The organism is Cochlodiniinecator piscidefendens, assembly GCF_011326755.1.
GTDB classification, from domain to species: domain Bacteria; phylum Pseudomonadota; class Alphaproteobacteria; order Rhodobacterales; family Rhodobacteraceae; genus Cochlodiniinecator; species Cochlodiniinecator piscidefendens.
Map to the genome: position 1 here is coordinate 589,886 of NZ_JAAOIE010000001.1, position 12,811 is coordinate 602,696.

Annotated in this window: 12 protein-coding genes, 1 tRNA gene and 2 pseudogenes; 7 read left to right on the forward strand and 8 right to left on the reverse strand. The window is 49.1% G+C overall.

Going from position 1 to position 12,811, the window contains the following annotated elements:
• Positions 1-130: 130 nt before the first annotated feature.
• Positions 131-691 carry a hypothetical protein gene (locus G9C99_RS02945; protein WP_166415942.1) on the reverse strand — a complete coding sequence of 187 codons (561 nt, stop codon included), beginning with the start codon at positions 689-691 and terminating at the stop codon, positions 131-133.
• A gap of 226 nt (positions 692-917) precedes the next feature.
• Here G9C99_RS02945 and rpsF point away from each other — a divergent pair, with 226 nt between their 5' ends.
• The 4 genes from rpsF (at position 918) to G9C99_RS02965 (ending at position 3,241) form a co-directional block, all read left to right on the forward strand.
• The gene (rpsF, locus tag G9C99_RS02950) at positions 918-1,271 is read left to right on the forward strand and encodes a 30S ribosomal protein S6 (RefSeq protein ID WP_166415943.1); all 354 of its coding nucleotides are present in this window, start codon (positions 918-920) and stop codon (positions 1,269-1,271) included.
• A gap of 26 nt (positions 1,272-1,297) precedes the next feature.
• Positions 1,298-1,525, forward strand: coding sequence for a 30S ribosomal protein S18 (gene rpsR / locus G9C99_RS02955; protein WP_166415944.1), 228 nt, complete (start codon positions 1,298-1,300; stop codon positions 1,523-1,525).
• An 11-nt stretch (positions 1,526-1,536) separates the two neighbouring features.
• On the forward strand, positions 1,537-2,139 hold the full coding sequence (rplI, locus tag G9C99_RS02960; protein ID WP_166415945.1) for a 50S ribosomal protein L9: 603 nt from the start codon (positions 1,537-1,539) through the stop codon (positions 2,137-2,139).
• Between the two features lie 157 nt (positions 2,140-2,296).
• A complete protein-coding gene (locus G9C99_RS02965) occupies positions 2,297-3,241 on the forward strand; it encodes an ADP-ribosylglycohydrolase family protein (RefSeq protein ID WP_166415946.1) in 945 nt (314 codons plus the stop codon).
• Positions 3,242-3,290: 49 nt separating this feature from the next.
• Here the strand turns inward: G9C99_RS02965 and tig are convergent, their stop codons facing one another.
• Together tig and G9C99_RS02975 are read right to left on the reverse strand one after the other, a co-directional pair.
• Entirely contained in the window at positions 3,291-4,622 is a 1,332-nt protein-coding gene (tig, locus tag G9C99_RS02970; RefSeq protein WP_166415947.1) for a trigger factor, read from the reverse strand.
• A gap of 197 nt (positions 4,623-4,819) precedes the next feature.
• The gene (locus tag G9C99_RS02975; protein ID WP_166415948.1) at positions 4,820-5,092 is read right to left on the reverse strand and encodes a twin-arginine translocation signal domain-containing protein; all 273 of its coding nucleotides are present in this window, start codon (positions 5,090-5,092) and stop codon (positions 4,820-4,822) included.
• A gap of 480 nt (positions 5,093-5,572) precedes the next feature.
• Here G9C99_RS02975 and G9C99_RS18680 point away from each other — a divergent pair.
• A pseudogene (locus tag G9C99_RS18680) lies at positions 5,573-5,950 on the forward strand (cupin domain-containing protein); the annotation flags it as partial.
• Positions 5,951-6,553: 603 nt separating this feature from the next.
• On the opposite strand, the gene G9C99_RS02985 reads toward G9C99_RS18680, so the two are convergent.
• From G9C99_RS02985 to lipB, 4 genes are all read right to left on the reverse strand, one after another.
• On the reverse strand, positions 6,554-7,075 hold the full coding sequence (locus G9C99_RS02985) for a DUF2244 domain-containing protein (protein WP_166415950.1): 522 nt from the start codon (positions 7,073-7,075) through the stop codon (positions 6,554-6,556).
• Positions 7,075-8,745 carry a cytochrome c oxidase subunit I gene (locus G9C99_RS02990; RefSeq protein ID WP_166415951.1) on the reverse strand — a complete coding sequence of 557 codons (1,671 nt, stop codon included), beginning with the start codon at positions 8,743-8,745 and terminating at the stop codon, positions 7,075-7,077. Before G9C99_RS02990 ends, G9C99_RS02985 begins: the two co-directional genes overlap by 1 nt.
• Positions 8,746-8,885: 140 nt before the next feature.
• Entirely contained in the window at positions 8,886-9,347 is a 462-nt protein-coding gene (locus G9C99_RS02995; protein ID WP_205859817.1) for a c-type cytochrome, read from the reverse strand.
• 118 nt (positions 9,348-9,465) lie between these two features.
• The gene (gene lipB, locus G9C99_RS03000) at positions 9,466-10,128 is read right to left on the reverse strand and encodes a lipoyl(octanoyl) transferase LipB (RefSeq protein ID WP_269434814.1); all 663 of its coding nucleotides are present in this window, start codon (positions 10,126-10,128) and stop codon (positions 9,466-9,468) included.
• A gap of 239 nt (positions 10,129-10,367) precedes the next feature.
• Between lipB and G9C99_RS03005 the strand changes: the two genes are divergently transcribed.
• A tRNA-Leu gene (locus G9C99_RS03005) sits at positions 10,368-10,454 on the forward strand.
• Positions 10,455-10,998: 544 nt separating this feature from the next.
• Here the strand turns inward: G9C99_RS03005 and G9C99_RS18685 are convergent.
• Positions 10,999-11,277, reverse strand: a pseudogene (locus tag G9C99_RS18685) (recombinase zinc beta ribbon domain-containing protein); the annotation flags it as partial.
• Between the two features lie 320 nt (positions 11,278-11,597).
• Here G9C99_RS18685 and G9C99_RS03015 point away from each other — a divergent pair.
• Positions 11,598-12,512: a hypothetical protein gene (locus G9C99_RS03015; RefSeq protein WP_166415953.1), complete on the forward strand. Its 915-nt coding sequence runs from the start codon at positions 11,598-11,600 to the stop codon at positions 12,510-12,512.
• The last annotated feature ends 299 nt before the right edge of the window (positions 12,513-12,811 follow it).

A 12,811-nucleotide genomic window follows, 5' to 3' on the forward strand; every position in this document is an offset into this window, starting at 1 on the left:
AAGTCACAAGCTTAGCTTGCATGTCAAAACCCAGCATCGCAATCCGGCAGAATTCAACACTTTGTGTTCATAAATGCAAAAATAGCCCCGTATGGGGCTATGAGGCGCGGTTTCTTGCTGATTGAGTTATTTATAAGCGGAGATCTTCCAACAACATTTCCCGAAGGCTGTTCATTTTTTGTGCTGAACCGCGCATCAACTCAAGGTTCAGACATCCCTCGCGACGTTGCATCATAAGGCGCGCCTCTTCGCGCGGGTCGTGCTGCATATCCACCCAGATTGACACGATATCTTTGAACTTAGCATGACTCACCAAATGTGGCTCACCTTTTGCATCACGTAATACACCCCGCAATTCGCTGCGCTTTAAGTCTACATGCAGTTCATAAGCATCTTGAGGCTCAGAAGCCCGGATAAAGCTATGGCCAAGCAAAATGATCAACAAACTGAACGCCAATTTAATGCCAATGACTTCTTCGGCGATAATGGCACCGGGCATTAACCAAAGACCGATTGCCAATACCATCAAAGCGTAGCCAGCCGCGCGTTTAAGCACCTGATCTTCTAACCACTTACTGTTCACTTCGCTTTTATCTTTCACGGCATACCCGCCAAAGGTTTGCTCCAAAAACGGCGTTGCTTTGGGGCATGCTACGGCTTCTGCTCGCTCGAACTCTGTTATCGCGTTCATGTTCTTCATCCCATCTAATCGTTAACGCATCTTTAACGCGCATTGCGGCAGAAGTTTGGTAACCATTTGGGCAATTTCAAGGCAGGCTTGCATAGATCAAAAGACGGTCCTATAAGGCGACGTCCTTCTGTATTTATATGGAACTGTGCAACCTCTCGTGGGTGGGTCTCAGAAGGATTTAGACCCCCGCCCTTTGAAGTGCACTTATAACATGATTGGAGCACACATGCCGCTATATGAGCATGTCTTCATCTCGCGCCAGGACCTTTCCACCGCGCAAGCTGAAAGCCTCGTCGAACATTTCAGCACAGTCCTCGCGGACAACGGCGGTTCCGTCGTAGATAGCGAATACTGGGGCGTTAAGACGATGGCCTATAAGATCAACAAAAACCGCAAAGGCCACTACGCTTTCTTGAAAACAGATGCTCCGTCTTCTGCTATTCAAGAAATGGAACGCCTGATGCGTTTGCATGACGACGTTATGCGCATTCTGACCATCAAAGTTGACGGTCACTCAGAAGGCCCATCCGTTCAAATGCAGAAACGTGACGAACGCGACGCCCGTCGTGAACGCCGCTGATCCAGTTTAAGGAAAGGACCTAAACTATGGCCGCAAAACCATTTTTCCGCCGTCGGAAAGTCTGCCCGTTCTCTGGTGATAACGCACCTGCGATCGACTACAAAGACACCCGCACTCTGCAACGCTACATCTCTGAGCGTGGCAAAATCGTTCCATCACGCATCACGGCCGTTTCTGCAAAGAAACAACGTGAACTGGCCCGTGCAATCAAACGCGCCCGTTTTCTCGCCCTGCTGCCATACGCTGTTAAGTAAGGAGAACCGCAATGCAAGTTATCCTTCTTGAACGTGTCGCAAAGCTTGGCCAAATGGGCGACGTTGTTGACGTCAAAGCTGGTTACGCTCGGAACTTCCTGTTGCCACAGAACAAAGCACTGACTGCTTCTAAAGCAAACATTGCTAACTTCGAAGCGCAGAAAGCTCAGCTTGAAGCAAACAACCTCGAAACCAAAGCAGAAGCCGAAGCTATGGCTGCGAAATTGGATGGACAGCAGTTCATCGTGATTCGCTCCGCATCTGACGCTGGCGCGCTTTATGGCTCTGTCACCACACGTGACGCAGCAGAAGCCGCAACCGAAGCTGGTTTCACCGTTGACCGCAAACAGGTTATCCTGACAGCACCAATCAAATACCTTGGTGTTCATGATGTAACTGTTCGCCTTCACCCAGAAGTTTCAGCAACCATCGAGTTGAACGTTGCACGTTCGACTGAAGAAGCTGAACTTCAGGCAACTGGCAAATCCATTCAGGAATTGGCAGCTGAAGCTGAAGCGGAAGCAGAATTCGAAATCGCTGAGCTCTTCGACGATATCGGTTCCGCAGCATCTGATGATGACGACGGTCTTGTTGAGACTCCAGAAGGCAACTAAGCCCTCTGGACTTCAAAACACATTAAGCCGCGCCCAACAGCGCGGCTTTTTCTTTTTCTATGTGCGATAGTGCACCAATTCTATCGCCATTTGGGCTGGGAAAGATCGCCAAAATCTGTTTCGCTGGGGCATCCTTATCCCCAACCCGAGGCACAACATGACCAATTCCCCCTCCTCCGCTTGCCTTCTGGGCGCACTCGTCGCTGATGCGGCTTCACTTGGCTTACATTGGATTTATGACGTTGACCGCATCAAAACAGTTGCACAGCATCATGGCGATAGCGCTGCCTTCGTCCCCCTAAACGCCGACAACTTCGCCTATGTCCCTGCATTCTTTGCTCATGGGGCCCGTTCCGACGGAATGTTGACCCAGTATGGCGAAAGCCTACTATTGGCGATTCAATCGATGAATGCTTCAAATGGCCTCTTTGATCGCGAAGCGTATCAATCCGACTTCAAGTCGTTTTTTGGCCCAGGCGGCCAATATCAAGGCTACATTGATCGTCCAACCCAAGGCACACTCGACAACCTTGCAGCAGGGCAGAATGCGCCTTCTGGCATTGATGACGATCAATTGCCCGCTGTCGCGCGTGTACCCGCCATCATTGCTGCATTAGGTGCTTCAAATTCAGACGCACTCAAGACGGCTGTAGAGATCACCAATGTCAACAAAGATGCGACCGCCTACGCTGCTGTTTTCGCCGATCTGCTCGGTCGTGTTATTGCTGGGGACCCTTTGCATTCTGCTTTGGAGGAATCAGCCAATTTGGCCGCAGATCCGATTCAATCCCTGTTGCGTGATGCAATCAATAGCTCGAATAACGATTCCATCGTTTATGGAGAGCAAACAGAACGTGCCTGCCATCTGCCAATGGGTATGCCTCTCGCGTACCACATCATGGCGCACACTCAATCCTACGCTGAAGCGGTTGACGTAAATATCAAAGCTGGCGGCGATAGCGCCGGACGTTCTATTGTGATTGGCGCTGTATTAGGGGCTGCTCATGGGATCAACACCCCCAAAGGTATTCCATTGGCATGGGTTTTAAAAATCCAAAACGCAGCAGAACTTTGGGATGCATGTCAAACACTTGCCAAATAACAAAAAGGCCGCCTCAATGGGCGGCCTTTTCGCTTAACTTAGGTAAAGATTACTCTTCGTCGAGTGCTTCAACAGCTTTTTGAAGCTCATCTTTAGAGATTTCTTTTTCGGTCACAGCAGCCTGCGCAACGATGTGATCAACAACTTTATCTTCAAACAACGGTGCGCGTAGCTGTTGCTGCATTTGCGCGTTCTGTTGAATGAATTCAAAGAACTGACGCTCTTGGCCAGGGTACTGACGTGCCTGCTGCATGATCGCTTGGGTCATTTCAGCATCAGAAACAGAAACTTCTGCTTTTTGACCGATTTCAGCCAACAACAGACCAAGACGAACGCGGCGCTCGGCCAGGCCAGTGTGCTCTTCTGTTGTTTCGATTTCTGGGTGATCATGACCTTCAACTTCTGGGTTGTCGTCATGCCACAGCTGATGCGCGATTTGTTTTGCTTCTGCTTCAACCAATGAAGGAGGAAGTTCAAAAGAAACCTTGCCTGCCAATGCGTCAAGCAATGCACGTTTTTGAACCGCACGAGCGGCACCAGTGTATTCTGCTTCAAGACGCTCTGCGATTTGACCTTTCAGGCCAGCAAGGTCTTCGGCGCCAAATTTTGTTGCCAACTCATCGTTGATTTCAGCGGCAACTGGCTTTTTCACTGCTTTAACAGTGCATTTGAACAATGCTTCTTTACCAGCGAGATGCTCTGCGCCGTACTCTTCTGGGAAGGATACGTTTACGTCTTTCGCTTCGTCAGCTTTTGCACCAACCAGCTGCTCTTCAAAGCCTGGAATGAAGGAGTTTGAACCCAATACAAGCGGGTAATCTTCGCCTGCGCCGCCTTCGAATTCTTCGCCGTCAACAGAGCCAACAAAATCGATGGTCACTTGGTCGCCGTCTTCAGCAGCTTCGCCTGCATCACGGTCCGCGAAGTCTTGAGCAGTTTCGGCAAGGTTTGCCAAAGCTTCTTCAACACCAGCGTCGTCAGCTTTTACAATGAGTTTTTCCAAGGTCACATCAGAGAAATCAACCTCTGGAATGACTGGGAGAGCTTCGTAAGACATAGCGACTTCAACGTCGTCGCCTTCTTTCCAGTCGTCATTGGTCATTTTGACTTCTGGTTGCATCGCAGGGCGATCGCCAGATTGTTCAAAATGTTCGTTCATTGCGCCGTCTACAGTTTCCTGCATCGCTTCGCCCAAAACACGTGGACCGAATTGCTTTTTAAGCAAAGCCATAGGCACTTTGCCTTTACGGAAACCTTTCATTTCAACTTCTGGCTGGGCTTCTTTCAGCTTTTCGTTGACTTTAGATTCCAGCTCAGCTGCGGAAACAGTAATGTTGTAGGCGCGTTTCAGGCCTTCGTTCAGGGTCTCGGTGACTTGCATCGTCGTCCTCGTAGATTGGCATAAGACCGCGCGCGCGCGGTATGTTAAATTCAGTCGCCCTTCTATTGTGCGCCCCGCTTTTGCGCAAGTGTTGAATCTGTTTCGGCGCGTGTTATTAGCCGTGACCTGCCGATCTCAACAAAACAAAGCCTCGGAACAACCGAGGCTTTGCAGTATTTCAATTCGTAACGTGCCTATCAGCAGTAAGGTGCACCGCGCCCGTAACCGCCCTGATCCGCCTGATTACCGCTATCTGCGTCGGTGTAACCTGTATAAACGCCGCCATATCCACGCGGACAAGATCCTGCGTCGACCCAAGCGCCATTGTCAGCATCTGCCGCTTGCGCTGCAGTGGGAACAAGCGCGGCTGCGCCAACGGCTGCTAGACCTAAAAATGCACGGCGTTCTGGTCGCGACACCGAAATATCCGCATCTGTTAAAGTCTTAAGTTCACTCTTTTTCTTAACCATAATTTCGGCTCCTCCCGACCCAAATCACATTCAATGTTCTGAAGATAACCCTGACTTTGGCAATCTGTCAATTTTTCCGTGTTTTTCACGCTAACTCAGCCGTTTCAAAAGGATTGTTGCTGTTTTCATTTCTTTGCGTGTAGCCTGTTCTTAATCCGCGTACCCAGATGCACCCAGAGGGAGGGATAAATGCAAAAAGATTTCGATTGGACCATTGCACCTGTTACCAAAGAAGAATTCTTTAGAGACTATTTTGAAAAGAAACACCTTGTCATAAAACGAGGTCAAGCCGACTATTATTCTGATCTGCTATCTACAGCAGAAATTGACACAGCGGTTTCCACATTTGGCCTGAGTGCCCCCGAAGTAAATGTGGTCCAAGCGGACAAAGAGATAAACGCATCGCATTTCAGCTATGAAAATGGATTTATCGACAGCATTGCCGTAAATCAGCTGTTTGCAGATGGTGCGACCATTATCATGAGTGGTCTACAGGAACGTATTCCTAAGCTCGCTAATTTCTGTCGATCGCTAGAAAGCGCCTTTAGCGCCCGCGTTCAAACAAATACCTACCTTACCCCCGCCAATAGCCAAGGCTTCAAAGCCCATTATGATGGGCATGATGTTCTGGTCCTACAGGTCGAAGGTACAAAAGAATGGCGCATCTACGACACGCCAGTTGAGCTGCCTTTGCAATCACAAGGGTTTAACCCACACGACATTCCAATAGGTGAAGAAACAGACCGCTTTGTATTAGAACCCGGCGATATGGCCTATGTTCCACGCGGGCTGACCCATGACGCGGTTGCAACGGATCAGACATCTTTGCACATTACAACGGGATTGATGGTGCGTAGCTGGGCCGACTTAATGGTCGAAGCTGTGACCATGCTGTCCCATCATGATGTCGATTTTCGCGAGGCATTACCGCCGGGCTTTGCAAATAATGAATTTGATAACGCTACAATGCAGGAAAAATTTGCACGCCTTCTAGGTAAAGTGAACCGCGCAGCATTGGATCCTGTGCTGAACCATTTCCGAGAGGATTTCATCAGCACACGCGTTCCCCGTGCGCATAGTCAAATGGCGCAAATTGCGCGTCTTGATACTCTGAATGGGACCAGCAATTTAGCTGCGCGCCCCAATCTGATTTATCGTTTGAACGATATCCCGTCCAAATCGGGAGGAGAGGATCAAGTGGCCGTGTCGTGTCAGGGATTGATTTTCAACATGCCCGCCTTTGTCAAAGAACCATTAGGGTATGCCCTATCATCACCGCATTTTACGCTCGCTGATCTTCCCGGAGAATTAGACGATAGCGGACGTGAAACATTGATACGGCGGTTGGTGCGGGAAGGCATGGTGATGTTTCTCGACGATTAAAACGCTCGAAGAGCTATGCGCGGAAGTGAGTGTAGCTCTTCGCACCCGAAACGACAAAGAGCGCGGTGAGCGAAAGCCTCAAAGGTCGCGTAAGTGATGTTCGATCTCGGCCTTCAAAATCAGACGCTCTTCTTCACTTAGGAACGCTCCAATTTCCACTTCGCGGTTGTTTCCACGTAGCGTCAGGTAATTCGCAACAGGACCACCATTGGGCAACAGCCGCACATCAACCCAATATGGATTTGCATTCCAACGTTTTGCCTCCTGCCCTGCCGTCAGATGAACCAATGTGATCTCTTCGCTGAAGAATACCAGTTCTTCCAGCACTTCACCCTGTTTGTAACTTTTGTCGATAGCATACCAGATGCATCCAACTGTCAGCAAAACAAAGGGCAGTAATATCCAGAGCGCAAAAGACCCAACAAGCCCCAACAGTGGCAAGCACATCATAACAGCCGTACCAGCGATAAACCCAACAAAACCCTTTTTTCGCAAAGAACGATAGGGCCACATGCTTAGTTTAGCGATGGGTTTCCCATACAAAGAGGCCCCGGAAATATCCGAGGCCTCTGAAAAGTTATGTTGCCATTCATAAGGCATTAGTGGCTATGCGCTTTGTCCCATTCTTCCTGCTTAGGAAGTGTTTCAAAGGTGTGCTCTGGTGGAGGAGATGGAAGTGTCCATTCCAGAGTATCTGCATATTCGTTCCAGTAGTTGTTTTCTGTAACCCGTTTGCCAGCGAACAAGGTGTAGAACACGATGCCGATGAAGAACAGGAACGAAGCGAACGACAGGTAAGCGCCATATGAAGAGACACTATTCCAGTATGCAAAGGCTTCTGGGTAGTCGATGTAACGACGTGGCATACCCTGACGACCCAAGAAGTGCTGCGGGAAGAAGGTCATGTTTGCGCCGATAAACATCATCCAGAAGTGTAGCTTGCCAGCCCATTCAGGGTACTGACGGCCAGACATTTTGCCGATGTAGAAATAGATACCTGCAAAGATACAGAAGATCGCACCAAGGCTCATCACGTAGTGGAAGTGTGCAACCACATAGTATGTGTCATGGTAGTAGCGGTCTACGCCTGCTTGGGACAGAACCACACCTGTCACACCACCAACGGTGAACAAGAAGAGGAAACCAAACGCCCAAAGCATCGGTGTTTTGAATTCAAGCGATCCGCCCCACATTGTTGCGATCCAAGAGAACACTTTCACACCCGTCGGAACCGCAATCACCATCGTCGCCAGCATGAAGTAGCTTTGCTGTGTCAATGACATACCCACGGTGTACATGTGGTGTGCCCAAACAACGAAGCCCAACACACCAATCGCGATCAACGCCCAAACCATCGGCAGATAGCCAAAGATCGGTTTACGAGAGAACGTACCAATAACGTGTGAAATCAAACCAAAGCCTGGCAAGATGATGATGTAAACTTCAGGGTGACCAAAGAACCAAAGGATGTGCTGGTAAAGGATCGGGTCCCCGCCACCTGATGGATCAAAGAAGGTTGTGCCAAAGTTACGATCTGTCAGCAACATGGTGATCGCGCCAGCCAAAACTGGCAAAGACAAAAGGATCAACCATGAGGTCACAAAAATAGACCAAGCGAACAAAGGTACCTTAAACATTGTCATGCCCGGTGCGCGCATGTTCAACATTGTTGTGATCATGTTGATCGCACCAAGGATCGAAGAGGCACCAGAAACGTGGACCGCGAAAATCGCGAGATCCATGGAATAGCCGCCTTCATTGGTGGAAAGTGGCGGATAAAGCACCCAACCCACACCAGAACCAAGTTGATCATTACCACCTGGCGCAAACAACGAAGCAACACCAAGAGCAACACCAGCAACAAACATCCAGTAACTCAGATTGTTCATCCGCGGGAATGCCATATCAGGCGCGCCAATTTGCAGTGGCATGAAATAGTTGCCGAATCCACCGAACAAAGCGGGAATCACAACAAAGAACATCATTAACACACCGTGATAGGTGATCATAACATTCCAAAGATGGCCGTTTGGCGTACAGACAGCATCTGTCGCAAAAAAGCGCGCGCCCTCTAGGCACATATATTGCACGCCGGGCTCATGGAGCTCCATGCGCATATAAACCGTAAAAATAACGGAAATCAGGCCCACAGCGGCTGCTGTGAACAGATATAGAATCCCGATATCTTTGTGGTTTGTCGACATGAACCAGCGGGTAAAGAAACTCCGCTCATCATGATGTCCGTGGGTGTCAATGGCTGCGTCGACCATTAATGCCTCTCCCAAATATTTAATACATTTATGCTGTGTATAGGCATTCCCAACACAGCGCGTCCCGGGCTGACATTAAAGAAGTGCGACCCCGCGAGCAATGGACATAGCAGCGCAGGGTCGAATTTATTTTTGACTGCTTATTCAGACACAGTTGTTTCGCCGTCTTCGGCGGGCATTTCTACGGGTACAGGGCCAACAGATGCTAAATAGGCCGCTACGTCCTCACCACCATTGCGCAAGCGGAAAGACATCGCCGTACGAGCGGAGCCGTCATCTAAATAGGTTCTTAGAAAGGCGCGCGGATCCGTTGCATACTCAGCCAAGTTTTCTTCGGTCCAGATCAAACCTGCTGCACCAGCTGCGGCTAAATCATCACTATAGTTAAATCCATCAACCGTACCGGCTGCACGTCCAATCACTCCATAGAGGTTTGGGCCAGTACGCCCGCCACGCACGATGACATCATCACCGTTTTCGATAGCATGGCAGGATTTGCAACGCCGAAAAAGCCCCTCGCCTGCTTCAGGATCGCCATTGGCAAAGCTCGGTGTTGCGGCTGTGATAGCTGCCAATGCAGCAGACATAGCTAAATGTTTCATTCAAACCCCTTTTTTGGTTTTCACGCGCGTCACTATGCAGTGCACACTTCTTTCGCTCTGAACGAAAGGCGCAGCATTGTCGCATCTAAATTTGAGCCAATTTTTGCTGGCAGACAGATCAACCAAACGTTTCGGCAAATGTCTTTTTCAAAGCGACATCCAGATCATCCATGGTAACGGGCAAACCCAGATCAACCAAGCTTGTTACACCGTGTTCGCGAATCCCACAGGGAACAATCCCCTCGAAATGGCTCAAATCTGGTTCAACATTAATCGATAAGCCATGGAAACTAACCCATTTCCGAAGCCGGACGCCAATCGCCGCGATTTTGTCCTCAGGTGGAATGCCCGCCGCCGTGAGCGGTTTATCGTGGCGCACAACCCAAACACCCACACGGCCGTCGCGACGTTCGCCTTTCACGTTGAACTCCGCAAGTGTGGCAATAACCCAATCTTCCATTTGCTGAACAAACTTGCGCACATCACGCCCACGATCCCCAACATTTAGCATAACATAAGCCACGCGCTGCCCGGGACCATGATAGGTATACTGGCCGCCACGTTTACTTTCATAAACGGGAAATAGATCAGGATCCGTAAGGTCTGCAACTTGCGCAGAAGTCCCCGCCGTATAGAGCGGTGGATGCTCAACCAACCAAATCGCTTCGTCCTTGGTGCCCTGCGCAATGCCAGCAACGCGAGCTTCCATTTCCGCAACACTGGCTTCGTAATCTGTCTGGCCGACAGATGTAATCCATTCTGGCATAGTATGCCCCTTCAGTGTCTTCGTCTCAATGGCATTTATATGGGTTCACAACCCGCTATCAAGCCTCAACATCCTGATACTGCACTCGATAGCGCGAACATCGTCTAACATAAAAAAGCAGTGTCTAACGTGAGGAAACGACTCCTGACTTTGCCTTATCGTAGAGGCGAAAAAAGAAAATCCACTTTTTGCCTTTTTGCTCTTCCCTTCCCAAATCGGAGCCGCTAATAAGCGCGCAGACTACCTGATCACGTGCGGTCGTGGCGGAATTGGTAGACGCGCAGCGTTGAGGTCGCTGTGGGGTAACACCCGTGGAAGTTCGAGTCTTCTCGACCGCACCATTTCACATTTTGATGTGATTTTCTCAAAAAAATCAAATATTACAGATACTTGCGGAGTTCGATAGCCGTTTTTACGGTCGTACGTCAATGGGGCTGAAAATGCCGTTTTCTGGATGGTTTTGCGCACTTCGAGTGATCCATTTTCGTAGACATTCCAAGGGTTTGCGAGGTAATTCTGCAATAGTTCGATAATTTCGCTCAGTGTGCTCTTTGGTTTGGTGTTTTGTGACAATTTATCGGTCAGCAAAAGTTTCTCATCATCCAGCTTAGCAATCTTGTTTTCCAACGCCGTCATGACCTTTGGATTCGAAGTTTCAACCATGCGCTCAACAAGGGCATCCTGCTGCTTATCCAGCTCATTGTGCTGGCGTTTGATTTCAGCTTTCGCCTGCTTGGCCTGATCCCCTCGTTGATCCCATGCGTCTTTCAGCATCGACGTTGCGATATCGAGAATTTGTTTGCTTGGCTTGAGTGAACGCAGGATTGCTTCGAACCCCGCGTCGATCTTTTCGGCGCGGATACTTTTGCGATACTCGGAACAATCACGAGTCTGACAGTTGAAATACGGATAGCGTTTGCCCGTTGCACTCCGTGCAAAGCACGCAGTCATTGGCTTGTCACAGCAAGCACAGACAATCGCCCCACGCAGCGGGAAATCTTCACTGATATCAGGGCGCTTGGCGGCAACGCCTTTGCTGTTCCGACGGGTTTGAATGGTCTCGTATGTTTCCAGCGAGATCAGTGGTTCATGGTGGCCCTTGCGGCGTGTGATGCCCCAAGGTTCATGTTCCATGTACCCCGCATAGATCACACGGTTCAGCATATCCGTCACCTTTTGCTGGCGGATTTGTCCGTTGGGTAGTTCCTTGGGAAACTCAGGCTGTCTTTCCAAGAAACGTTTCACGTCTGCCTGCCCAGAGAACCGACCAGAAGCATATCCTTCTATGTGAGGGGTGCGTCACAGCAATTGAGAGTTTTTTAGCAACTGCGTTTTCAAACAAAGTTTGGCCAAAAACAGAAAAACTCAGAATTTGTATTGAAATTGACGACGATATTGAAAAACCTGAACTGGCCTTCGAACCTAAAACCATGGCACTCAGTTTTAGATGGCCAAAGCGGCTATCTTTGTTGGACGCGCACGCGATGTCCAGCATTGGGGAGTTCTTGCTGGAATTTTGTGCAAATACCTTGGGGGCAATTGCAGCCCTACCAGAGCCTGAAGGTACTTTGGAGCATATGGTAACGCAGGAAAATTTATTTGAGAGGACAATTTCCTTCAGCTTTGCGCACTTTGCCCAAAGTCGTGTTTTAGGAAAGTATTTGTCATCTTTGGACGATCTGTCGCACTTGGTCGTAAAATCATACCCACCGCTGGAACCAATACCTAAAATCGTTCCACAAAACTTGGGCGAGTCTGAAAAACCTCAAGAGAAAAAGGACGTTGAAAGCGACATACCCGATATATTTTCGCCGCCCAGAAAACATAGCGAGCTCTCTGTAAGCAGCGTTATTAATACCCATCTGTGGGATCAAGCTGGATGGGGAGGTGTGTTGTACGCCCACTCGGGCCCAATGGACACTCAGCCTCCCTTGCTTGGATTGTCCTTTGAAAGCAAAGAGATGGCATCGTCAATCTTTAAGGAATGGAACGAGAAATTTGGACGTAAAGACGTTGAGGATCGGATAAGGATTTCGATCATTCGGGGAATCGATGCTGATAACAGGCATCACTATCGTGCCCATGTGACACAATCGATTGATCCCGAGCGCAATGTAGCGGAAGAGCGTAAGATGGTAGTAAGTGTATCGCGGCTCAATACAATGGAGCCCGATAGCTCTACGAATTTGGATGGCTTTCTGGAACAGTTTGAAAAGTTCGGAATGTTCTTTTTGGTACCTGCGGTCATATCTGCGAGTGGGCGCGAACCTGAGCTGTTGCTTAGTCAGTCAATATTGAGGCGAAATTTACACATACGTCAGGCGTGGGAAATTGAGGAAAACGATCCAGATTTCGTAGCTATCAGAAATAGCGACAACATGGTTACTCCGTCGGGGTGAAGCGGCATCACTTGCGAAAACTCTTTGCCAAACATTGAACTCTTTTGATAATTTGAAGAACAAAGCAAAAATCATACAATTGTATGGTGATATGTGTAAGCCTAATTCTACCCTTGATAGATATCGCGACAGTGGCCGTATGCAGGCATAGAGCCTTTAACGGCCAATCAAACAGATCGTTGTTTGATCCCTCGCGTGCATCATACTGACGGTAGGCCGTTGAGAGACTCCATATCCAAAAAAGTAAATATGGTTATCACCGCTAGAATTGTAACAATAGAGCGCGCTGAGGGTCAGGA